The organism is Extibacter sp. GGCC_0201 (assembly GCF_017566055.1).
Classification (GTDB): Bacteria; Bacillota; Clostridia; order Lachnospirales; family Lachnospiraceae; genus Extibacter.
The window spans coordinates 36,144-58,554 of the sequence record NZ_JABFCH010000008.1 but is presented as its reverse complement, the minus strand read 5'-3'; the positions used below and the strand labels follow the sequence as shown (position 1 = coordinate 58,554).

Annotated in this window: 22 protein-coding genes; all 22 read left to right on the top strand. The window is 51.7% G+C overall.

The genetic code is table 11. The annotated features are described in order from the left end of the window. The first annotated feature begins 9 nt into the window (after nucleotides 1–9). The 22 genes from HJV72_RS07310 to HJV72_RS07205 all read left to right on the top strand — a co-directional run bounded on the left by HJV72_RS07310 (nucleotide 10) and on the right by HJV72_RS07205 (nucleotide 22,392). On the top strand, nucleotides 10–273 hold the full coding sequence (locus tag HJV72_RS07310) for an HPr family phosphocarrier protein (protein WP_208069936.1): 264 nt from the start codon (nucleotides 10–12) through the stop codon (nucleotides 271–273). A 452-nt stretch (nucleotides 274–725) separates the two neighbouring features. After that, the gene (locus HJV72_RS07305) at nucleotides 726–1,037 is read left to right on the top strand and encodes a LytTR family transcriptional regulator DNA-binding domain-containing protein (RefSeq protein WP_227185743.1); all 312 of its coding nucleotides are present in this window, start codon (nucleotides 726–728) and stop codon (nucleotides 1,035–1,037) included. Further along, nucleotides 1,030–2,796 carry a hypothetical protein gene (locus HJV72_RS07300; protein ID WP_208069934.1) on the top strand — a complete coding sequence of 589 codons (1,767 nt, stop codon included), beginning with the start codon at nucleotides 1,030–1,032 and terminating at the stop codon, nucleotides 2,794–2,796. The genes HJV72_RS07305 and HJV72_RS07300 overlap by 8 nt, the downstream gene beginning before the upstream one ends. Further along, nucleotides 2,793–3,596 carry a hypothetical protein gene (locus HJV72_RS07295; protein ID WP_208069931.1) on the top strand — a complete coding sequence of 268 codons (804 nt, stop codon included), beginning with the start codon at nucleotides 2,793–2,795 and terminating at the stop codon, nucleotides 3,594–3,596. Before HJV72_RS07300 ends, HJV72_RS07295 begins: the two co-directional genes overlap by 4 nt. Nucleotides 3,597–3,631: 35 nt before the next feature. After that, nucleotides 3,632–4,654, top strand: a complete 1,023-nt coding sequence (locus HJV72_RS07290; protein WP_208069929.1) for a hypothetical protein — start codon at nucleotides 3,632–3,634, stop codon at nucleotides 4,652–4,654. After that, nucleotides 4,651–6,693, top strand: a complete 2,043-nt coding sequence (locus HJV72_RS07285) for a TolC family protein (protein WP_208069927.1) — start codon at nucleotides 4,651–4,653, stop codon at nucleotides 6,691–6,693. Before HJV72_RS07290 ends, HJV72_RS07285 begins: the two co-directional genes overlap by 4 nt. A 3-nt stretch (nucleotides 6,694–6,696) precedes the next feature. Then, complete coding sequence (locus HJV72_RS07280; protein ID WP_208069925.1) at nucleotides 6,697–8,985, top strand: stalk domain-containing protein; 2,289 nt, start codon at nucleotides 6,697–6,699, stop codon at nucleotides 8,983–8,985. A gap of 4 nt (nucleotides 8,986–8,989) precedes the next feature. After that, nucleotides 8,990–10,675, top strand: coding sequence for a phage tail sheath family protein (locus tag HJV72_RS07275; RefSeq protein WP_208069923.1), 1,686 nt, complete (start codon nucleotides 8,990–8,992; stop codon nucleotides 10,673–10,675). 24 nt (nucleotides 10,676–10,699) lie between these two features. Beyond that, a complete protein-coding gene (locus tag HJV72_RS07270) occupies nucleotides 10,700–11,209 on the top strand; it encodes a phage tail protein (RefSeq protein WP_208069921.1) in 510 nt (169 codons plus the stop codon). A gap of 38 nt (nucleotides 11,210–11,247) precedes the next feature. Further along, nucleotides 11,248–11,610 (top strand): phage tail assembly protein, encoded by a 363-nt coding sequence (locus HJV72_RS07265; protein WP_208069919.1) that lies wholly within the window; start codon nucleotides 11,248–11,250, stop codon nucleotides 11,608–11,610. Between the two features lie 20 nt (nucleotides 11,611–11,630). Next, entirely contained in the window at nucleotides 11,631–11,804 is a 174-nt protein-coding gene (locus HJV72_RS07260) for a DUF6760 family protein (protein ID WP_208070056.1), read from the top strand. Then, complete coding sequence (locus HJV72_RS07255) at nucleotides 11,801–12,238, top strand: hypothetical protein (protein ID WP_208069917.1); 438 nt, start codon at nucleotides 11,801–11,803, stop codon at nucleotides 12,236–12,238. Before HJV72_RS07260 ends, HJV72_RS07255 begins: the two co-directional genes overlap by 4 nt. Beyond that, complete coding sequence (locus HJV72_RS07250; protein ID WP_208069915.1) at nucleotides 12,235–12,738, top strand: hypothetical protein; 504 nt, start codon at nucleotides 12,235–12,237, stop codon at nucleotides 12,736–12,738. Before HJV72_RS07255 ends, HJV72_RS07250 begins: the two co-directional genes overlap by 4 nt. A 9-nt stretch (nucleotides 12,739–12,747) precedes the next feature. Beyond that, nucleotides 12,748–13,209: a CIS tube protein gene (locus HJV72_RS07245; protein ID WP_208069914.1), complete on the top strand. Its 462-nt coding sequence runs from the start codon at nucleotides 12,748–12,750 to the stop codon at nucleotides 13,207–13,209. A gap of 4 nt (nucleotides 13,210–13,213) precedes the next feature. Beyond that, nucleotides 13,214–13,654 (top strand): CIS tube protein, encoded by a 441-nt coding sequence (locus HJV72_RS07240; RefSeq protein WP_208069913.1) that lies wholly within the window; start codon nucleotides 13,214–13,216, stop codon nucleotides 13,652–13,654. Beyond that, nucleotides 13,644–14,774, top strand: a complete 1,131-nt coding sequence (locus HJV72_RS07235; protein WP_208069912.1) for a hypothetical protein — start codon at nucleotides 13,644–13,646, stop codon at nucleotides 14,772–14,774. The genes HJV72_RS07240 and HJV72_RS07235 overlap by 11 nt, the downstream gene beginning before the upstream one ends. Before the next feature lie 14 nt (nucleotides 14,775–14,788). Continuing rightward, complete coding sequence (locus HJV72_RS07230; RefSeq protein ID WP_208069911.1) at nucleotides 14,789–15,541, top strand: phage baseplate assembly protein V; 753 nt, start codon at nucleotides 14,789–14,791, stop codon at nucleotides 15,539–15,541. Between the two features lie 50 nt (nucleotides 15,542–15,591). Next, nucleotides 15,592–15,981 carry a GPW/gp25 family protein gene (locus HJV72_RS07225; protein WP_208069910.1) on the top strand — a complete coding sequence of 130 codons (390 nt, stop codon included), beginning with the start codon at nucleotides 15,592–15,594 and terminating at the stop codon, nucleotides 15,979–15,981. A 10-nt stretch (nucleotides 15,982–15,991) separates the two neighbouring features. Then, nucleotides 15,992–18,775: a baseplate J/gp47 family protein gene (locus tag HJV72_RS07220; protein ID WP_208069895.1), complete on the top strand. Its 2,784-nt coding sequence runs from the start codon at nucleotides 15,992–15,994 to the stop codon at nucleotides 18,773–18,775. Beyond that, nucleotides 18,772–20,847 carry a baseplate J/gp47 family protein gene (locus HJV72_RS07215; RefSeq protein WP_208069887.1) on the top strand — a complete coding sequence of 692 codons (2,076 nt, stop codon included), beginning with the start codon at nucleotides 18,772–18,774 and terminating at the stop codon, nucleotides 20,845–20,847. Before HJV72_RS07220 ends, HJV72_RS07215 begins: the two co-directional genes overlap by 4 nt. Nucleotides 20,848–20,855: 8 nt before the next feature. Then, nucleotides 20,856–21,809 (top strand): hypothetical protein, encoded by a 954-nt coding sequence (locus HJV72_RS07210; RefSeq protein ID WP_208069880.1) that lies wholly within the window; start codon nucleotides 20,856–20,858, stop codon nucleotides 21,807–21,809. A gap of 28 nt (nucleotides 21,810–21,837) precedes the next feature. After that, nucleotides 21,838–22,392: a DUF4255 domain-containing protein gene (locus HJV72_RS07205; protein WP_208069879.1), complete on the top strand. Its 555-nt coding sequence runs from the start codon at nucleotides 21,838–21,840 to the stop codon at nucleotides 22,390–22,392. Nucleotides 22,393–22,411 lie beyond the last annotated feature (19 nt).

The window sequence follows — 22,411 nt, the reverse complement described above, 5'->3', positions numbered from 1 at the left end:
GAGGATATTATGGTTAGCCAGAAGGTAAAGATTACCAACCCGACAGGACTGCATCTGAGGCCGGCAGGAATATTCTGCAACGAGGCTCTTAAGTATGAATGTAAAGTGATGTTCCAGATAAGGAACACGACGGCAAATGCAAAGAGCATCCTGAGCATTCTCGGAGCATGTGTCAAAGAAGGTGATGAGATTGAGCTTATGTGCGAAGGAGAAGGGGAAGAAGAGGCACTCAAGGCTATGACGGCAATTGTAGAACACGGGCTGGAGGATTAGTCAGGAGTGATAAAGTGGACGCCGGGCGGAAGCCGGATGACATCTGCTCCGATGTGTCCGAGGCTCCGATTAGCCCGCCCGGCGATTAAAAAGACATGAAGAACGTGAATTGCTTGAAAAGACCTCCGGGGAAAGAAATCTTGAAAATTTCTTTCCCCGGAGGTCTTTTTGTAAGTCATGTAAGATTACAGGAAAATCTGCGTGATAGTCGGAGTTCCCGTACGCATCGGAGCATCTGCCCCATACCTTCCCATTGGCGTCCACTTTACTATCCCCACCATAATATGACAAAAAACGACAAAATATGAATTTTATAAACATGGCTGGACTTTCTGTAGTAATTTATATGTAATACAGTTTTTCTCAATGTAAGTGGACCAAAGGAGTGAATCATTACGGAAGACAAGGAGTACATCTACATTCAAGACAGCGAGCATATCTGGAGGAAAGTAATGTTGTCCGATATCTACTATATCGAGACGATTAAATCCACTCATTACTGCGAGATTGTCTATAAAAACGGGGTGGGCAAGATACGCGCAGATATTACGCCGCTGCAGGAGGAGTTCGCTCCATATTTGTTTCGGACAAAAGCGTCCACACTTGTAAATCTGGATCTGGTTGAAAAGGTAGATACGAAGAACCGGATTCTTTATTTCAATGACAGTATATATTGTACCTATGCACAGCGTCTGTCACCTGAGGTAAAAAAGCGCCTCAGGCTTTATAATTACAGAAGTTACAGGGGGAGAGAGGATGAGTGACCGGCCGTATCCATTCGAAAAGAACAGATACTATTATGGAAAGATGCTGACATCGGCAGACTTTCAGGCAGAACAGAGATACCATGACTCCAGAAGGATGTTCCTGAACCAGCTGGTTCTTGGAACAGGTGTCCTGTGCGGCCTCGGTGTCCGTGCATTGGACGAACGGACGCTGCTGATAGAAAGCGGGGCGGCGGTCGACGGTGCCGGCAGAGATATCGTCGTTCCGGGAGAAACGGTGAAGAAGCTGGCTGCGTTTGAAGGATATGACAGTCTGACAAAATCTACGGCAATGCTGTACCTTAAGCACAAGGAGGAGGCCGTACAGCCTGTCTGTGTCGTGAACAGAAGAGCAGAACAGGAAGAATATGAAGACAACAGGATACGGGAGACTTATGAATTCTTTCTGGCAGATTGCCCGGAAGAAGAGAAGAAGGGGGAGACAGAGGAGTTTTTTGCAGAGATGGTGCTCCTTGACGGATCCGATTATAAAGTAAGCCTAAAGATGCCGGCTGTCGTGTGCAAAGGTCGTCACGTAAGGCTCACTTTGCATATAAAAAACCTGTCCGGCAGCGAAGGGGCAGTCACTGTCAAAGGGCGTCTCAGGCTGCCTGCATTCCTTACGGCGGACGGAGCCCAGGAGCTTTGGATCAGGCAGGAGGAGGTCGTACTGCAAAGCGGGGAAACGAAAAGGCAGGATTACTGGCTGTATACGAACGAGGTCGAATATGGCACTACCAGTATCTTGTGGGATGAAGAGGCGTCCGGCATATTCCTTGACGGGGATGAGGCAAAGTGCCAACCGAAGCCTGAATTGGCGCTGCAGCTTACCGAGCGCGCGCCGCTTGAGCTTGTTAGGTGGAATGTAGGACGCAGAAATCTGGAGGAGAAGTCACAGGGAACGGGTGAAACAGCCGTCTGCCTTGCCAGGATTGCCATCGCAGACGCAGTGCATGACCATATACTGGAAGAGGTGGAGGAATCAGATGTCAAACGGTATATACCGCTGCCCCAGACAGAAGACATATGCAGTGAGTATCTGGACTGCTTTTCCTATGACGGAAGAGATATTGTGCAGCCTGCATATGCACAGAGGCGGGAAGAAGAGGTGGTCCCGGTTCAGGAAGAACCGGTCCTGGTCCGGGGAGGGACATTGGAGATACCGTTGGGGCTGAAGCAGAAAAAAGGAAAAGTATACTGTTCAGAAGAAGTGCTCCATGGGCTTGGTCCCGGTCCCGTATATGTGGACGTCGGTATCTTGAACGTAGGAGACGGTGCCGGCAGAGGCAGCACAGGAGATACCGTCATCTATGGAGAATCCGGGCTCTTTGAAGGCGGATCCGCGCGCGGCATATCGGCCCAGACGTCAGTGAAGGTATACGAGTCAAGAGGAAGCTTCCAGGTAGCCGCAAGGCTTACGGGAGAGCAGAATACGATTGTACTTCCCCTCAGGTGGACGGCGGTGCGGATTCCAGCAAGGCCAGAGCAAGGGGAGGAGAACAAAGCCATGCAGATTATACCGGATACACCAACTGTCAGGCTGCCCCCCGGAGAAAAGCATTATTTTTCCGTCAGATTCAAGAATATGGAACCTTGTACCCTTACGTATGAGCTGATGGATGAAGGCGGCGGAGAAGTTGGACCTGACGGTATATACACAGCACCTGCCAGATGCGGCATATACGAGATACGGATATGCTGCAGAGAATATAAGAAAGTATGTACTTATGTGTATGCGGTTGTGGGAGGAAAGGAATGAGCCTAAAGAAGATAGGGACTTTGAAGGAGGGCAGAGTAAACACGGTCTGCGTGTGTACAGATAGTGAAAGCGATGAGTGGCATACCCTGTGGGAAGTCAAGAAACATAAGACGGCAAGGATGTTGATGGATATGCAGGGAGCATTACCCTTTGCAGAGTGCGGCATGGACGGCGAGCGATTGTGCGTCCTGCTTGCATATGAGGAGCCGAGGCCGCTTGGAAGGTTCTACCAGGGGGGCCTGTATACATGGGAGGAGCGGCGCGGAATCTACGAGAACATCGTCCAGGCATGCGTGAATGCGGCCGTACCATACCCTCTGCTGTACCTGCTTCTTAGAGAGAGGTGTATCAATATACGTCAGGACGGCAGCATGTACTTTACGTATTACATACTGCTTGATGATCTGGATATCGATAAAGCGGAAAAGGACTGTGCAGGGCTTGCCGCGGACCTGCTGACAGAGCTTATGGAACTCCATGGCAAGAAGGAGGAAAGGTCGTGCCTCGCACTTATACGTAAGAAGCGGAAGCGGAACGCATATAACAGCTTCGCGGAACTGGCTCATGATATAAAGCTTATTGACGGAAGGAAGAGGCTGAGCCTTGTCTGGGGCAGGATTCCATATCCGGAACAGAACACGAAAGACAAGCTGTTCAGAATTCTGCTGATGGTTACGGTGGTACTCGTGGCAGTGGCCGTCATCCTCGTCGCTTCACAGCTTATGTTCGGTGACATTCCACTTCTGCGGGCGTTTTCTGCCGCAGTCAGAAAGATTGGCACAGAATCGCTGCTTAAGTAAGAGGGAGGAGAAGGCGTACGAAAAAAGGAATTGATTTGACCCCAAGGGATGAACAGGACTATTACCGTATCGGTTTCTGGCTTGTGAGCAAGAGGCTGGCGTTCCTGATTACCATCGTCGTTTGCGTGGCAAGCCTGTGGTGCATCTTTCAGTCATTTCCGGTATCCCTGGGAGGTGCAGAAAAAGGGGTTCCGGTCTTCCGCTATAATTCACTGCCGCTCAAGTTCTATAAGGGAGAAGCGGAAGTGCTGGCAAAGTCGGGATATACTGCATATATCGGACATGTGGACAGAGGAGCGGCACAGGGGAACGGCACTTTATATACGAAGGAGGGGAGCGTCCTGTACAAAGGGCAGTTCTCCGGTAATAAATACCACGGCAAAGGGACGCTCTACCGGGCCAATGGGACGAAGGAATATGCTGGTGCATTTGACTACGGCGTGAGGCAGGGCAGAGGGAAGCTCTATAACGCTGGCGAAGAGCTGATATATGCAGGCAATTTCCGCAATAACGAGATTGCGTATGAAGAGCTGGCGGGGACGGCGACCGAAAAGGTGGCGGAAAGGTATACCGGACAACAGATTTTATATGAGATGGATGATGCGGTATGTGTGGCCATGCCGGAGATACATGCGCTCTACAGTGCCCGAAGCGGTGAAGACAGTGTCGACGGCCTGTGGGAGACGACAGGAGTCTATGTCATGTCAGAAGCGTTTGCGGCAGAAGATGTTAAGCTCAGGACAGTAAAAGAGCTGAAGGAATATTTTGAGACGCTGCAGTACGAAGGAGAGACGATACTCCAGTTTGAAGACGCGGCGGCGATGCAGCAGCTTGCCGTACCGGTGAAAAAGAAGTACGGCATTGAGATTGCCATCGAGACGGAAGGGGAACTTGCAGATGCCAGGAAAGTAACCGGCTACACCCGTAATATAGAATGCTATATCTATACGTTCGAAAAAGATGGCTTCCGGTATACGTTCTTCAGTTATGCGAAGAACAGCGGATTTGGCCTGTATCTGATTGAGAAGGATGACCGGGCAGGAAAAGGAGCCAGATGAGAAAGAGTGGATGGAAGAAGTGCCTGTGCTTGCTCTGTTCTGCCTGTATATGTGCAGGAATATTTACCGGTTCTGCAGGGACAGCCGAAGCCGGACAGAAGGTACTGACGCTTGAACAGGCGAAAAAGCTGGCATATTTAAGCAGCACGGAATATGCAAAAGTAAAGAGTAAGATAAATCTGCAGAAAATAAAATATACGGAAGCCGTAAAGTCCATTGCGTTGAAACAGAAGAACATGCTGACCTTCCGCTGGTCTCCGCTGTTGAATTTTAAGTTTCCTGAAAAGCCTGATATGGCGACGCTGTATGACTGGCTATATAAGCCTGTGCAGATACAGACACAATTGTCTTCGCTTATGCATCAGTTTGACGATGTAACATACAGCGTGGATGAGAAAGTGTCTAACCTCTATGTGGCCGCATACTGCGCTCAAGAAAAAATCACATTTACCGGACAGAGGCTGGACAGCTTAAATGAGACGCTTGAAAGGAACATGTGGAGGGTAAAGACGGGGGAAGGCGCCCAGGCCGACGTGGATAAGATTCAGGCACAGGTGAAGAAACTGACAACGGATGTCTGCCTCCTGACGCGGCAGTACGAGACTGCCAAGAAAAAGCTTGGCACAGCGATAGGCCTCGACCTTTCGTGGGGATTCCGATTTGAGAATCCGTATGTAAAGGGAAAGCTGAAGCGCAGCATGGCAGGAGAGCTGACCGAACATACGCTTGCCCACGACCAGGGATATTATGAGGCAAAGCTAGGTACCCGGGCAGGCCTCGTGAGCCTGGAACTGAATGAACGGCTTCTGAAGAGCAGATACGGCAAATATATGTCCTATATCCAGCCTTATATCAATCAGGCGCGTCAGGGGCAGAAGATTGATACCGACGCTTTCAAGACGGCATACGACCAGTTCTTATATGCCCTGGACAGCCGCTGGCAGGGGCATATCAGGATATTGTTCATCAAGATACCAAAAGAATGGTTCAAAGGCGCGCTTGACGGAGTGAGATATATAGAAGACGATCCTTATGCCGCATATACGCAGACACTGGAATATGTGGATCTGAAACTGGAACAAGATCAAAGGCAAAAGGAGATAGAAGAGGCAGTGTCAGATCAGTTCGAGGCGCTCGTTACGGCAGGAAACGCTTTGGATGCCCTACAGGAGACCGTAGCGGATATGGAGATGAAGCTAGAGAAGCAGGCAGCCTTGAACAAGCAGGGAAAGCTGTCTTTCGAGGAACTGAGCGCACAGCAGGATGAGTATGAAGAGTGCCAGATACAGATGCTGGATTCCATGGCAGACTACAGCAGCCAGCTCTATTCCTTCGACCGTCTGACGTGTGGAGGGATAACAAAGTATCTCCGGGAGGGCAGCCTGTCTGTAAATGCATCAGGAACGGGTGACAGCTATCTCGTCCAGGAAGAGGGAAAGGGCGCTTTTTATACCCTGGAATCCAGGATTGAAGACAATATGTTTCAGCTTGGCGTCCGCATACCGGACGGGTACCAGATTAAGGTGACGGACTATGAGCTCTGGGTTGACGGAACTCAGATCGGGGCAAGGACGAAGATCGAAGAGCCGCTGAAGCATCTTGCGCTTACTCTGGATGACGTTCGAAGAGCCGCCATCCGATTTTATAATAAGGACGCGTTCGTGGATGAATGTGAGATTGACCCCATGGTTATGCAGGGACCGCTTGATATAAAAGGGGCGTACGAAGCGAAGGCAAGGGAGAAGAGAAAAAAGGTGGCGGATTATACCTATACATACCGTGCGTCTACAGGCATGGCGGAATTTAAGTTTACGCCCGTGACAGGGGAAGGAATCGCATATTATCAGGTGGCCGGCAATGACGGACAGGCCATCTATGACAAAGCGCTTGTCCGGGCAGACCAGCCGTTCTGCTATCTGGCCTTGGCCGCCAGAGACCAGAAGAATCTGCGGATAAAGCTGTATGATGCGGACAAGAAGGAGCTGTATGTCGGTTCGCTTAATCCTGATACACTGGAAGTTACCATACAGGAGGAATGACGGATGAGGATAAAGAGACGGATAATAGCGGCAGTCCTTGCAGTCCTTCTCATTACCGCAGGGCTGCTTGCGTGGCAGTTCCCGAAAAGGAGCGGCGCCGCCTTTTGGGAAGACGACGCTGTGCACATAGACCCGGACAAGATAGAGGAGTCCACGCTTATCATAGGTACGCACCTGATATATCTTGGGGCACTTACTGATAAGCTCTATGAGACAGCAATCCAGTCGTCAGAAGAGTCCGGACAGACTGCGATGTATTATAAGTCGGAGATTGGTGAAGGAAGATGGTACGCTATCGATGATGCCGGCTCCATAAAAGATATCAGTGATAAGGGAAAAGAAACCGACAAGTCGAAGATAAAGGAACTGTACTTCACGCACCATACAAAATCCGACGGCTATACGTACAAGCTGAAGGATAACAAGATGGTAAATGTCTACGATATCAATTCCCCCTATGACCTGGAGGGTATGAAGGAGCTTTCTGCACTTGCGAATGAAAAAAAGCTGAGCGGAAAGGGCGGGGAAGTATTCGGGACAAAGACTAAAGACAAGATTACAACGTGGTGTGATAAGGGACTGGATATGCTGAACAAAGAATATATCAGGCTTAAGACCGCAGGGGCGGATGCAGAGTGGCTGGATATGCTGGATAAAGCGATGGGCAAGGTGGACGACTTGAGGCGGCACGAAGTATATCAGAAAGTAGAAACACAAGTCAGGAAGCTCATAGATGCAGCTGACAGCGCTGATGCGGGTTATGTGGATGCACTCTCTGACGCGGCGGCACAGCTGAATGACAGCATAACAGAGACGGCAGGAAATATGCTGGACATCGATTCGAAGACAGACATACCCGACGAGCCGGGCGGGGAACCGGATGAACCAGATGAGCCGTCAGAGGAAGAGGAGCGGCCGCTGACGGTCATGACCGCCATAGAGTCAGACCTTATCCGGCAGTACATCGAGGAGCCGAAGGATGATATCCTTGAGAATATGACGACACTGTCGCATATCATGGAAGGGATAAGCGTGTATCCGGAGAAGGAGGCACAATTTCTAAAAGAAAAGCTCATTCCGGCAGCGGAGGCTGCTTATGCTGAGGATTCCACAGAAGTCAGGAATAATGAACTGGCCTATTACAAAAATGAACTTTCATCACGGGAAGGCGGCGCCCCTGCGTCTGACAATGAGCTGGCCGGGCTGTATGACAAGAAGGCAAAGCTTTGGCAGGACAGGATGATGGCTCTGGATGAGGAGAACCTGACCGAGGCCAAGCGGCTGGAAGCGCTTATCGATGTGACGTCCAGAGAGATCAAGGACAAGGAGGATGCCATCGAGAAGGAAGCGGCTTCGCTTACGAGACAGAAGACGAAACTGGAGAAAGAGCGTGACGACGCAAAGACAGAGGAAGAAAAAACAAAGCTTGCAAATGCAATCCAAAAACTGGATAATCAAATCTCAGTCCTTGGCGCAAATGTCGATGATGGCTCCGCATCCAGAAAAATAGAAGAGATGTCAGAGGCAGCCCGGGAGGCGCTTGGCGAAGGAGAAGACGGAATGGCACGGCTTACGGAGGCAGTGGAGGGCATAGGAGCGCTGTGCGGCACGAACCCGGCGCTCGCCGGAAGCAGCCTGGAGAGCCTGTATGAGAAGATGTCCTCCAGAAAATATATGGACGAAACGGACATCTACGACGGGCTGATCGAAGATATTGAGGGGATACTGGCGGACAACATATCCGTACTCGGCCAGGAGCTGGGAGAAGAGGAGGCAGTGCAGGTGATGGAAGAGGCGGCAGGTAAAGATAAGACGGCAGCAGTAATGGGCCTTTCCATGTTCCTGGAACAGACGTCAGGAAGCGGGCTTAAGAACCTGCTTGAGGGAAAAGTGAAAGCGTACGCCCAGGAAGAAGAAGCCTACGCGTTTCCAAAGCTATCCGGTACGGCCGGTACCGGGTATGCTCCGGCAGATGTGGTGGCGGACTATGCATCGTTCCGCTATGTATGGAATGACAATAAGAAGAGGGCCGTGCTGGCCTCCAGAAAGACATATTATAAGTTCACCGCTTTTGACACGACCGTTATCAAAGGGCCGGAGGAAGAAGAGGAGAAGCTTGGCGCGGCGGCAGGATTCAAGGGGACCGTCTATATACCGGAGGATTATGTGAAGAAAGAATTCGGGTGTGAAGTCTACGATATACCGGCTACCGGGTATTGTATTCTTATAGATCAAGATATAGCAGATAAGGCAGCGGAAGTATGCGATGCACTGTTAGAGAAAGGAGAGTAAAGAGATGGCAGATTATTTATCACCGGGAGTATATGTGGAGGAATACGACAATTCTCCCAGAGGAATGGAAGGAGTCGGCACAAGTACGGCGGGATTCGTCGGCATGGCAGAAAAAGGCCCCACGGCAGGATCTCCTGTACTTGTAACAGACTTCGGCGACTTTACGAGGAATTACGGCGGGTATTTGAGTGAGTTCACGCATGGAGAATACCGCTATCTTGCAGGCGCGGTGGAGCAGTTTTTTGCAAATGGCGGCACACGCTGCTATATCGCCCGTGTCATTCCCGAAGATGCGAAGGCCGCAGAAGGGACGGCAGGGAGCGTGACGGTTACGGCAAAGAATGAGGGGGCCTGGGGCAACAAGATTACGATGGCTGTCCGGTCGTATGAAAGATTTAAGATGCAGCTGCTGGAAAAGACAGGAGATAAAAAATACCGGGCCAAATCCGCAGTTGGATTTGAAGAAGGCTGTATTGTAAAGGCGGGAGAGACGTATAACCGTATTACGGCAATCCAGGGGACAGAAGTTACATTCGAGGAAGAGCTTAAAGAAGATATGGTAGATGCCGGCCTTGTACCAGAAAAGGTGCTCTATCTGTCAGAATTTCAGGCAGATATCCGCTGCGGGGATGAAGCAGAATCGTTCGAAGGGCTCAACATGAATCCACAGTCCGGCAATTATGCGCCGTCCAAGCTGGAGAAGAGCCGGCTCGTGAGTGTTACATGCGCCCCTGCGGAAGGCATCCGCAATCCCGCAGAACTGTTCGCCGGATCCGAAGAGGCAGTGATAACGCTGGAGGGTGGGTCAGACGGATCGATGGAACAGGTCGGTGACGGAACATTCATCGGCAAGAATGAACAGGCAGGAAAACGAACCGGCATCCAGGCATTTCTGGAGAACCCGGTCGTAAGCATACTGGCGGTTCCCGGGATTACAAGCCCGGAGGTGGTCGTATCTCTCGTGAATCACTGTGAGAACACGAAGAGCCGTTTTGCGGTCATAGATATGCCAAGAGACATGTCCGATACGGCGGAGCTGCTCGGATACAGAGATATGCTCGACAGTACATATGCGGCCATGTACCATCCGTGGATACAGGCGTATGACCGCTCATGCCAGAAGCCTTCTTACTTCCCGCCTTCCGGTGCGGTGGCAGGGGTGTATGCAAGGACAGATACGACAAGAGGAGTACACAAGGCACCAGCTAACGAGACGGTCTCTTGTACGGGGCTGAGCGTCAACTATTCAAAAGGAGAACAGGATATATTGAATCCGGCAGGCGTGAACCTGATTCGGGCGTTTCCTGGACAGGGGATACGAATATGGGGAGCCAGGACAGCAAGCAGCAACGCGACTTTCAAGTATGTGAATATACGCAGGCTTTTCATCTATGTGGAAGAAAGCATCAAGGCCAACACGAACTGGGTTGTCTTCGAACCGAATGATGAGGCGCTCTGGAACAGGGTACGTGTAACCATCTCCTCCTTCCTTGAGACATTATGGAGAAACGGCATGCTTGCAGGAGCATCCGCGGGAGAGAGCTTCTTCGTAGATATCGGACCGTCCACCATGAGCCAGGACGATATCCAGAACGGCAGGCTTATCTGTAATATAGGAATTGCGCCGGTACGCCCGGCAGAGTTTGTCATATTCCGTGTAACACAGAATACGGCGGAGTCAGGAGCATAGAGAGAGTAAAGGAGGAGAAGAATTATGCCAGGAGAAGAAAACGGAGGATACAGCTATCCTTTGACGAACATGAATTTCCTCGTGACGTTCGGGGAGAATCTGACAGCAGCCTTCACAGAGATCAGTGGAGTGGAAGCTACCGTGGAGGAAATAGAATTCCGGCAGGGTAATTCCACGAGCCTTGCGCCGGTAAAAATACCTGGACTTGTGAAGCACGGCAGCGTGACGATGAAGATGGGATACACGACGGATAACGGGCTGGTCACATGGATCTACAACTGTATCAAAGAACAGAGGAGCGGGTTCGAACGCAAAGACGTGACGATAGAGCTCATCGATATCAGGACCGAATCGCCGGCACAGCCGGTGCAGTCCGCCGGCGACCGTCCGGCGTGGAAGCTAAGGAACGCCTGGGTGACGAAGTATTCGGCCCCTGACCTGAATGCATCCGGCAAGGAAGTAGCCATTGAATCCATAGATCTGGCTTATGAGGAGCTCGTCACGCCAGGCGGCGCAGCCGGCGGAGGCGAATAGCAATTACGGTATAAACGGACAGAAAGGAGGAACTTAAGATGCAGACGATATATGAATTTACCCTGCCTAGGGGGTATGTGGATGCCCAGGGCGGCATACATAAGAGGGGAAAGATGCGGCTTGCTACAGCCGGTGATGAGATTCGCTCGACGAGAGACCCAAGAGTGTTGTCGAATCCCTCTTATCTCACGCTCGTCGTTCTGTCCTATGTCATCACGGAACTGGAAGGCGTAGAGATTATGACGGCAGGGGTCATCGAACAGCTTTTTACAGCAGATCTGGCTTTCCTGCAGGATATGTATGAGAAGATCAATGAGGCGGAACCTCCCCGGATGAAAGTCGTGTGTCCGTCCTGCGGCCATACGCAGGAAGTGCCTGTAAATTTTACACGGGAGGGATAACCCTCTACCCGGAAGAAGAATTGTACAGGGAGATGTCTTTTATCGCATATTATTACCACTGGAGCCAGGAAGAAGTGATGGCGCTCGGACACGCCGAACGGCGGCGGTGGTGCGATGAGATATCTGCTGTCAACAGAGGGCAGAGCCTGTCTGCCCAAAGAGAGAAAAGCATACTGGAGTGGAAACTTTCATGAGCGATATGGTAAGCAACGATATGGTAATGAACATGAACTTTCTGCTGACGCTTGACCGGGAAGTGGTTCCATGTAAGAGCATCCATGGATTCCACCGGGAGTGTGCGCAGGAATATATACAGGAGGGCGGTCTGAACGGCTATGTGCATATACGCCCCAAACCGGCTTCTGAGCCTTCGACGCTGGAGATTGAACGTTATGTGACGGGCAGATACAGGGACTGCTTCCCTGAGGGAGGACATCTGGACCATGACCTTGTACTTGAAGTCGGGAAATGTTCGGACAAGGATAAGAGCCCTTCTGTGAAGCTTACCTTCAAAGGCTGTGTCGTGACCCGGAAAAGTTACGGAGCGCTTGACGCAGAGAGGGGAGGCATCCTGGTGGAGACGATAACGATAAGCTATCAGGAGCTGAAAGCAGGTGACGGACCGTGAGCAGAACAGAAGAATTCAACAGCAGGATTACACGTCTCTATGAGCGTGGCATATGCACGGACAGGCCGAAGAAGCTGTCCCATATGGAGAGGCTTTGCCCTGTCGTGCAGATACGGGAGGGGGATGTACGATACTCCCATCAGATGAACTTGAAGATTGACGGGCAGCCCCGCATCACGTTGAAGCTGATCAACGGGCTCACTTATCAGGAAGAACTGGCACAGAGGACATTCATACGGCAGATGAAGAAGGCAGAGCTTGTCTATAAGAATATGGAACAGACTGCCGACGCAACGCAGCTTGTGAGAGAACTGGACGAACGAAGCCGGCGTCCAAACAGGCTGGATGAGATGAAGAAAGAGATTATTCGGGAGAGCCAGGAAGAGGTACATCATATCGTACGCAGACAGATGCGGGAGCAGACGGGGGCGCTGACGGAGAAGGTATACCGGCGCCTGGAGCAGAAGCTTCAGGATGAAAGACGGCGGCGGGGACTATAGGAGAAGGAGGTGCCGGAATTGATCGAAAAGGCCTGCATACAATTCATGGATAACGTGGCGGACAGCGGAGACGGCACGATGTTCCAGGTACCTTTTAACCCGGCACAGCTTTACTTCGAGGCAGGGCAGGGGAAGGAAGAAAGGCGGGAACCGGGCATCCGGGGCATGAAGGTCCGGCTGAAGATGAAGCTCATATTTGACAAGAGCCTGGAGATGGGAAGCGTACAGGAGGAGACAGAGCGGTTTCTGGAAGCTGCAAGAGACCCGCTAAAGAGGCGGGTCGTCTTCCAGTGGGACGAGCTGTGTTTCGACGGCCTTCTGGAGCAGATGTCCGCCGTCTACGAGATGTTCGCTGAGGATGGGAAGCCGGTACGTGCCAGGATTGACCTCGCCATCGGCAGCAGGAACAAAAGCATGGTTTCCCAGGAATGGTACAGAGACTATAGAGACTTATTTTCAATCAAAGGATAGGCTGATGTTAAAAAAAGCAGTATTGACCGTGCCCGGAGAGACAGGAGATCTGTATCCGATTGAGGTGCAGTATAACCCATCTACGCTGAACCTGTCGGTATCGGCAGGGGCAGTGTCCTATGAGAACCCTCAGACCCACAGGATGAACAATCAGGTAGACCAGAATACGGACAGCGGAGAGCTCACCCTGTCTTTTGACCTGGTCATCGATGATGCGGGCGGCCGTGACGTGAGAAAGACAATCCAGGGCTTTCTCGGCATGCTGTTTCAGGAAAGTTCAAGGAAGATTATCTTCAGCTGGGGAGATGTTGATTTTGAAGGAGAAGCAGAACGGATGAATGCTTCTTTCGATATGTTCAGCAGCGAAGGAAGGCCGGTCCGTGGGAAGGTACACATGGAAATCGTCCAGCATGATTTCAAAGGGGTGGTAAACAGTGAATTATAGCAGCCTGAAGGAGACATATGGAGGCTTTCAACTGCCGAAGGCCGAAGTAGAAGTAGAAGGAAGAGCCTTTGACGGCAGGAGTGCAGGAATGCTGATTGAGAGAGTATATGTAGAACTGAGCAGCGGATATGAAGCGTCCAAAGCAGAATATCTGATAAGCGGCTGTGTGGACAGGAAGACAGGCGAATATAGAATGAAGGAGCTGAAGCCATATATACTGCTCGGTTCTTATGTCCTTGTCAGGATGGGATACAGCTCCGGTACAAAAGAAGTATTCCGCGGCTTTATCTCCCGTACGGAGTTTCTGAATGAGGACGGAGATTCCTACGTGAAGGTGACCGCGGTAGATGTAAAAGGCATCATGATGGCGAATTCTCACGCAAGACAGCTGAAGGCGAGATATGTAAGCGATGCGGTGCGGGAATTGTTTGACAAGCCGGCCTATCAGGAGATGACGGCGAGGGAGATCATTAAAAAGCTTGCCATAGAAGCTACGCCGGACAAGACAAGGGGGAATGCCGACAAGAACCTTGTGTCGATGGAAATGGTAACGGAAAGCGATTATGAGTTCACCGTCAGGTGGGCAAAACGGTGTGGGTTTGAATTCTTTACGACGCTTGGCACGGTTCATTTCCGGAAGGCATGGTCCGATGATAAGGTGCATTACAGGCTCGGCCCGGAGGAAGGCATGACCAGGTACCAGATTTCATATGATCTGGGCGGACTCGCGGGGAAGGCCGAAATACGCTGCATGGAAGACGGCAAAGGGGAACTTGTAAAGGCTAAGAAGACGATGGATAATAAGCTGTCGCTCGGCCATTATGCCGGCAAGCTGGTCAAACAGTCGGAGAAGGTCTATATAGACAGCACCATCCGATCGAGAGAAGAGGCATCGGAACGGCTTGCGTATCTGGCGGGAAGAGCTGCATACAGGTTCGCGACGCTGGATTGCGAATGCGTAGGGATACCAGAACTGCTGCCGGGACAGTTCATGGAAATCGGGGGTCTGGGAAGCCCGGCGGACAACTGCTTCTATGTGGAGGAAGTGCAGCACAGCATGGACCGTTCGGAAGGCTACCGGTGCCGGATAAAAGGAAGAGCAGACAAGATCAAAGGCTGACGGAGGATGAAGAGATGTCACTGTATGATGAAGTGGAAGAGATAAGCGGCCGGCAGATAAAGACGACAGAGAACGGCGGAGAGCGAATCTACGGCGTCATCCTGGCGGTTGTAGTTGAAAACTATAAAAAGGAGCTTCCCGGCATGGTACAGGTGCAGATACCTGTTCGGGACGAGGAGAATTCCATCTACCGCTGGGCAAAGGTAGCCCACATGTACAGCGGAAGGGAGTGGGGACAGTACTTCCAGCCGGAAGCCGGCGACCAGGTGCTGCTTGCCTTTGAACATGGCAACATCGAACGCCCCTTTATCGTCGGTTCCGTGCCGAGGAACAATGATAAGTTTATCAGCCAGTCGGCAAAAGAGCAGAACGAGGTAAAGAGAATCGTATCGCGGCATGGCAACGAGATTGCCATGCTGGATGCAAAGGACAGTGACGGAGAGAAAGACAGCATACAGATATGTACGGCCGGCAAGGGGCAGAGCATCTCACTGGACAACGGGAAGAAGCAGATTGTCATAAAGGCGGAGGAGAAGCTGACGATCAAGGTGGGAGACACGATTACGGTAACTCTGAACGGAAACAGCGGAAAGGTCTCGATAGAAGCGAAGCAAGTGAATATCCATGCCAGCGATTCCATGCGGTACGAGACGGACGGGAAGGCGGCGCTTTCCGGCCAGAACATGACGGTAGAGGCATCCACTTCGCTGAAGCTCGAGAGCAATGGCATGGCCGCGGTTAAGGGCAGCGTCATAAATCTTGGCTAAGCCGGCAGGAGGCAAAGCGGCAGTGAGGACTTAAAAAGAGGAGGCAGAAGATGGAGGAAAGAGAGAGACTTGGGTGCGGTATGAAGTTCCCTCCCCAGATAGACCGGACGACCGGACGTTTCGTATTGGCAGATGAAAACGAAAGTATCAGAGACTCGGTCTATCTGATTCTGATGACGCAGAAAGGGGAACGTCCGGCAAGGCCGGAATTTGGCAGCAGAATACTGACTTATCCTTTTACAGATACGAATCCGACCACGCTGCATGTGCTGGAACGGCAGGTAAAAGAGACGATATTGACACAGGAGCCGCGTATATCAGAGGTGGATGTAGAGGCGAAGTTTGAGGCCCAGGAAGCCTGCATGTACATCCATGTCCGTTATACCGTGGCCCGGACAGGAAAGGACGACAGACTTACGATTCCGGTGGAAACGGCATAGGAGGACGGCAATGCTTGATAAGAGAACAATAGAAGACATCTGTTCGGAGATAAAGACGCTGGCCGGCTCCTATACGCCGGAGTGGAATTTTTCGCTTGAAAGGCCCGACACCGGTTCCGTACTGGCGTATATATTTGCAAAGCAGCTGGAAGATGTAATACGAACATATAATACGCTTCCGGACAGATATGAAGACGAGCTTGTGCGGCTGCTTGGGATTACACCGCGAAAACCGGAACCTGCAAGGGCAGTCATCGTGATGGAGCCATCCACGGGAATGCAGGAAGGGATATTCGTCAAGGAAGGGAGCCGCTTTTATGCGGAGCTTCCGGAGCGTGACACGCCGGTCGTGTTCGAATCGGCTCATGACGTGTACCTGACCGATGCCAGGATAACGGCGGCCTTTGCCATATCAGAAAAAGACAGGACGGTCATTCCCCTCTGTAAGGATGGAGGGGAGCTTGCCTGCCCGATTTCTCTCTTTCGCTTTGTACCGTTCATTCCATATAAGAATGAACTATATATCAGACATCCGTGGCTGTTCCGGGGAGAGGTGTCTGAATTATCCATCGGATTTGGAAGCGCGGATGTGGCAGAGAGGCTCATGGATGACAGCCGGTATGCCTTTTCGCTTCTTGCGGGGGAAGAGAGGGTTCCGATAACGAAGAAAGTAAGGCAGGGAGAATATATCGTAATAGGCCAGGGCGCGGACAGCGATACGCTTGTGATTGAGCGCAAAGGTGTACCGGACGATGACCTCTGTCTTCCGGCCATATGCTTTATTGCGGGCAGGAAGTCGGCACCGCCGTCGTATCTGTATGACGGTGCACAGGAGATTGCAGGGAATACGGCGGCGGTATTTGGAGAAGAGATCAGCTTGTACAAAGAATGCTATATTGGCTTCGACAGCAGCCTTATCCGGGAAGGGACAGAGATTACAGTGGACTTCGGGCTTATATTTAAATCGCGCGAAGTGAGGGACGCTGTGCCGATAGAAGAGGAGCTGAAGCTGATCAAGCGCAGGCCGAACGCACTGGAAGGAGAGCGGGCGGCAGAAGTATACATACAGGAAGTGTCACTGTCCTACTATAACGGGCAGGGGTTCCGCAGGCTTCCGGTTCAGGAATGCCTGTCCCATATGTTTTCACAGCACGGTGGCGAAGGGAAGAGGAGCATATCGTTCCTCTGTCCGGACGACTGGGAAGAAATGGAGCAGGAAGGATACAGAGGGCATCTTATCCGCCTACAGATTGTCAAGGCAGACTACTGCTATCACCGTCCCGCAAGACATCATTACCCATATCTCACGAACATAGAGGTGGCGTATTCTCAGCAAGAGACACAGCTTGGCCCGGAACAGACGGTAAGAAGACAGGGAAATATGGAGACGGACCTGACCGGTTATATCAAGAGGAAGAAACCGGTGCCTGCTTTCCTTAGGTTCCCATACAGAGGAGAGAGCATGCTGCTTGGCTTCGACAAGAAGCCGGCAGGAGGTCCTGTCAGCCTCTATTTTGTCATAAAGAAGAACATCAATTCCAGCGGCGTCCAGACAGTCATAGAATACTCCTCCCCTAAAGGATTCCAGCCCCTTAAGGTATTGAACAATACAGAGGAGCTGAAGAACTCCGGAACCATCCTTTTTGTACCTCCGGCCAACATGTCTCCCATGGATGTGGAAGGTGAGAAGAGATACTGGATACGGTTTACGGCAAGGAAAACGGCTGCAGAAGAAGTGGCGTATCCTGTGGCAGAGCATATCTATATCAATGGGGCGGAGGTCTGGAACGTAGAGCACGGCCCTGTGAGGGCCCAATATACAGAACGGGCAGTTCCTGGCATGTCCTTTTCCGCACCGGCAGCACAGCTGCTTGATGTAAACATATGGGCAAGAGAAGGGGAGAGAACCGTCCGTTATAAGGAGATTCCCTCTTTTGACATTTCCGATGCAAAAGGCAGACATTATGTGGTAGACAGAGCCGGACAGGAAGTTAGATTTGGAGATGGGCGCACCGCCAGGATTCCGTGGAATGCCGGCGGAGCCGCATTTATGATGGAAATCGTAAGTTGTGACGGAGCAGAAGGAAATGTTCCGGAGAATGCCATACAATACGCCGCTTTCTCATTGCCCAATGTGGAGCGTATCTACAATCCCCTGGCGGCATCCGGTGGCAGCAATCTGGAGGCAGAAGACAGTGTGAAGCGGCGGGGCCGTATGATGCTTGGAACAGGGGGGAGGCTTGTATCAGAACAGGATTACGTCAACGCTGCCAAGGCATTCTCCGGTACGATTGCAAATGCATGGTGCGAGGTGAAAGGGCGGCAGATTATCCTTGCAGTGCTCATGCAGGACTATGAGGCCGGGCCACATTCTTTCCGGCAGATGAAAGACGAGCTTACGGCATATCTGCTGCAGATGGCACCGGCGTCAGTGAAGAAGAAGGATCTGCTGGTCCGGGAGCCTATATTCGTAAATGTGTCTGTAGAGCTGTGGGTTACCGTGGAGGAATGGAAACGTGCACTGGAAGAACGCAGCCGTATACTGGAAGGACTGTACGGCCTCTTTGGGCCGGTCAGGAGAAGGGGGCGTACGGAACCACGGGCGGGTTATGTGCCGAAGGAATCTCAGATACTAATGGCGGTGCGGTCTTTTTCCCCCATAACAAAGATTGAACATGCCAATATCACTGTAAGCTATGTGGATGAACACGGCGGGCATACAATGGAGCTTGGAAGACTTTCCCGGACCCCGTTCATGGTGTGCACGAACGGGACACATGAGGTGCATGTATGATGGAAGAACTAGAAAAACTGATGGAAGAGGCGGCATCTCTGGCCGGTATCTATTCGCAAGAGTGGACGAACAGGAATCCGTCTGATCCGGGCATGACGATATTGGAGAACCTGTCTGCGCTTCATCTCGTACAAAGAGAATCCGCCGCACAGGTGACGGAGCACGCCAGGATCAGCCTTCTGAAGCTGGCGGGATTTGTGCCGCTGGAGCCGGAAAATGCAAGGCTGGCTGTGGAGCTGGCCCAGAAAGGTCCGTTCAGCTTTCCGAGACATCAGAAGTTCTATGTGAATAACGTCTGTTTTGAGACAGAGGAGGAGGTGCGCGCTATGCAGGGCCGCCTTCTCGGCGTATATGTGAAGGGGCAGGACGAATTCCGGGAGATAAAGGAGCTGAAGGAAGGTGTGCCGATGAATGCCCGTCCTTTCGGCAGCGAGCCCTTAACAGGTGACGAGGTATATTTTCTTTTTGATGAGCTTCCCTGTGGAAGGAAAGTTGGCGTGCAGCTGTATGCAGAGGTCAAAACATCTGGAACAAGGAATCCGTTTTCCGAGGAAGAGCCGGTGGATTTTGCCAGGATGCGGTGGAGCTGCCTGACCTCCTGTGGATATGAGGATATCGTATGTCAGGATGAGACGCATGGTTTCCTGCAGAGCGGGAAGATTATCCTTTGGATAGACACCGACCGGCTTGTGAAGGAACAGGTTGGCGCAAGGAAAGGGTATATGCTCTGCTGCCGCATCGTTGAGACGGCATATGACAGGGCGCCTGAGCTGGTGGCAGTACATGGCCCCCTGTTCTCACTCATACAGAGGGATACCCAGTCCTTTTCCATGAGCTTCGGAGGAAGAGAAGACATCCGGATCCAGCCGGTCTTTCCGGAAGAGAATTTCTTCTTCGTGTATGTAAGGGAACAAGGATGCGGAGATTATATCAGATATGCAGAGCATGCCGGACCGGGCAGTGAGGAAGTACAAGGCAGATATTATGAGAAACGCTTGATGGAGGACGGCAGGCTGCAGATCTGCTTTCTGGACAGGCAACGCAGATACCTGCCTGCAGAAGAAGAGAATGCGGTTATCGTCATCTGCTGCAACAGAGAGATGATGCTGCACCGGGAGATGGGGGTATTGGGGGGATGGGAGAACCAGAAGTTTGACCTGCCTCCCGGTGGCTGTGCGGATGCGAAAGTGCTCTGCATCGGCGTGAGGTATGCGAAAGCGGAGGGAAGCACCTGCTGTACCTTCTTCCGTCCCGGGACAGAAAAGAGGGACGGCGTGTTCTACACATACGAGGAAGACAGCGGCCAGATCTGCATCCATGATGCAGGACCGTATACAGGCTGCAATATCTTCCTCTCGGACTATGCGCTGTCAGTATGGGACGCGGGAAATATACGCTTTGGCAATGTACTGACCTCTGCCGGAGGGAATGCAGGCGTCCGGGTACGCAATCCTGTGAGAGGGAGAAAAGGACGCGCGAAGGAATCCTTCCAGGATATCAGAAAGCGTTTTCTGCAGGATATGATGCAGCCGGTCCTGGCTGTGACAGAAAAAGATTATAAAGAGCTGGCACTACAGACGCCAGGGCTGTGTATCCGCAAGGTGTCGGCTTATTTTGAGGAAAAAAGGAACCAGATATGCGTAGCCGTCATGGCGGGGACCGAAGCTGCCTTTCCACGGCTGCCCCTTCTGTATCGGCGCCAGATAGAGCGGTATCTTGACAAAAGAAAGATACTGACGGCTAAGGTGTCGATTAAGGATCCTACATACATACGGGTGGACGTGTATGTGACCGTTTCTGTGATAGACAGGGAAAAATGGGACATCAAGAAGGTAAGGCAAGAGATTGCCGAGGAGCTGGACGACAGGAGGAACGAAAGGGAAATCGGACAGATCATATCTTTTGACAGCCTTTCCGGCCGGATACGCGCCTGCCCGGGGACAGGCCATATACTGGAACTTAAGACCATTCCTGCCGGTGTTCCGGGCAGATTCATCCGGCCGGGTACAGACATCCCCATCCCTCCGGACGCGGCCTGCTATCCAGGGGATATCGTAATACGTGAGGAGTAGCTGCGCTTATGAAAAGGTATACAGTTGACGGGATATTTTCGGTAAAGCCAGGAGCGGGGACAGGACGCGTCTTTCTTCCGCCTGCAGACAGTATGGAGAAGGACACGATGTGGGGGAGGCTCCATATCCGGATGCGTCTGCCGGAACATGGCCTGTGCCATATCTATACGCTGTCCGGCAATGATAAGGAATTGCCGGAACAGCTGCCAGACAGCGCTGGTGCAGATTCGAATAAAAAAGCAGGGATATTCCATACATACGGCAGAAAAGCCGGAACAAACAGCGAGAACGTCCTGTTAAACGGTATGAGAGGACGTTATCTCTGGATATATATTGAAGCAGCGGGTCCGGGGAAAGCAGTATTTGATGAGATTTTCATCGAGAATCCGGGAGATGAATTTATGCAGATGTTTCCGGAAGTATACCGGGAACCGGGCGGCTTCTTAGAGCGCTATCTCTGTGTACTGTCCACCTTATACCGGGACATGCAGAGGAAGATTGATGAGAGCGCCAGTCTGCTTGACGCAGAGAGTGCGGACCGGGAACTTGTCCGGCTGTACACAAGGTGGATGGGGTTTGGCGGTGTCCGTCTGGGACTGACGGAAAAGGAAGAGAGGACGCTGCTTTTGAACCTGTATTGGCTGAACCGGAGAAAGGGTACGAAAGCCGCTGTCCTGCGGCTGTGCGATATCTTTATGGAAGCCGGACCGAACGTCATGGACGTGGCAAAAGAGGAACTCTTCCTTGCGTTCGAACAGCAGTCCGACCCAGTCAGGAGCGAAAAGCTCTCACGCATTCTCAAGCGCTTTCTTCCGGCCGGCTTACGTATACGCATCGTGTGCGGTCAGGAAAGTGCCCGTTGCGACGGACATATCTATATGGATATCAATGGCGTGTTAGCGCCTCTCCCGGAAGGGAGCCTGGATACGGGGGCACAGTGTGGGAGATGTACAGTATTGTAAAGGGGGTCAGTCCCTGTGGGAGGTGTTGATGATGGGAGCTTATACGACGATTGCTAAGATCAGTGAATCTATGATGAACAACTTAAAAGAGCAGCTCGTGCCGGAGCTTATCCGGTTTCCGGGACAAATCGTGCTGTGCAGCCCCACGCAGCGGGAGCATGCAAGCCTCGGCATCTTTCTGTACGATATCCAGGAGAGCGAGGCCGTACGTCCCCAGACGATGCTCGACATATCTGTGAGCAGGCAGCAGTATCCGCCTGTCTGCCTGTCTCTCTATTATATGATAACGGCATACTCCGACGGGGACGTGCGGTTTTGCTCTATTCAGGAGGAGCAGATCCTGGGTAAGATTATTCAGTATTTTCACGATTACCCGTTCCTGCTGCCCGGGGATACCATGGCACGGATTGAGCTGCAGAGGGTTTCTACAGAGGACAAGCTGAAGCTGTGGCCCTTTCAGGAGGAACCATATAAAGTCTCCCTCTTTTATAAAGTGACACCGGTTGTTATAGATTCAGCAGTAACTAAGGAAGTCACAAGGGTGAGAGAACGCAGGGTCAATATGAAACCGATGGGACGTTAGTGACAGTGCGCATAGAGGC

Coding starts and splice junctions, on each gene's coding strand:
- HJV72_RS07295 (WP_208069931.1), top strand. CDS start 2,793: ATGAGCCTAAAGAAGATAGGGACTTTGAAGGAGGGCAGAGTAAACACG.
- HJV72_RS07215 (WP_208069887.1), top strand. CDS start 18,772: ATGATGGAAGAACTAGAAAAACTGATGGAAGAGGCGGCATCTCTGGCC.
- HJV72_RS07270 (WP_208069921.1), top strand. CDS start 10,700: ATGCCAGGAGAAGAAAACGGAGGATACAGCTATCCTTTGACGAACATG.
- HJV72_RS07300 (WP_208069934.1), top strand. CDS start 1,030: ATGAGTGACCGGCCGTATCCATTCGAAAAGAACAGATACTATTATGGA.
- HJV72_RS07220 (WP_208069895.1), top strand. CDS start 15,992: ATGCTTGATAAGAGAACAATAGAAGACATCTGTTCGGAGATAAAGACG.
- HJV72_RS07280 (WP_208069925.1), top strand. CDS start 6,697: ATGAGGATAAAGAGACGGATAATAGCGGCAGTCCTTGCAGTCCTTCTC.
- HJV72_RS07265 (WP_208069919.1), top strand. CDS start 11,248: ATGCAGACGATATATGAATTTACCCTGCCTAGGGGGTATGTGGATGCC.
- HJV72_RS07205 (WP_208069879.1), top strand. CDS start 21,838: ATGATGGGAGCTTATACGACGATTGCTAAGATCAGTGAATCTATGATG.
- HJV72_RS07255 (WP_208069917.1), top strand. CDS start 11,801: ATGAGCGATATGGTAAGCAACGATATGGTAATGAACATGAACTTTCTG.
- HJV72_RS07275 (WP_208069923.1), top strand. CDS start 8,990: ATGGCAGATTATTTATCACCGGGAGTATATGTGGAGGAATACGACAAT.
- HJV72_RS07210 (WP_208069880.1), top strand. CDS start 20,856: ATGAAAAGGTATACAGTTGACGGGATATTTTCGGTAAAGCCAGGAGCG.
- HJV72_RS07225 (WP_208069910.1), top strand. CDS start 15,592: ATGGAGGAAAGAGAGAGACTTGGGTGCGGTATGAAGTTCCCTCCCCAG.
- HJV72_RS07310 (WP_208069936.1), top strand. CDS start 10: ATGGTTAGCCAGAAGGTAAAGATTACCAACCCGACAGGACTGCATCTG.
- HJV72_RS07285 (WP_208069927.1), top strand. CDS start 4,651: ATGAGAAAGAGTGGATGGAAGAAGTGCCTGTGCTTGCTCTGTTCTGCC.
- HJV72_RS07230 (WP_208069911.1), top strand. CDS start 14,789: ATGTCACTGTATGATGAAGTGGAAGAGATAAGCGGCCGGCAGATAAAG.
- HJV72_RS07240 (WP_208069913.1), top strand. CDS start 13,214: ATGTTAAAAAAAGCAGTATTGACCGTGCCCGGAGAGACAGGAGATCTG.
- HJV72_RS07305 (WP_227185743.1), top strand. CDS start 726: ATGTTGTCCGATATCTACTATATCGAGACGATTAAATCCACTCATTAC.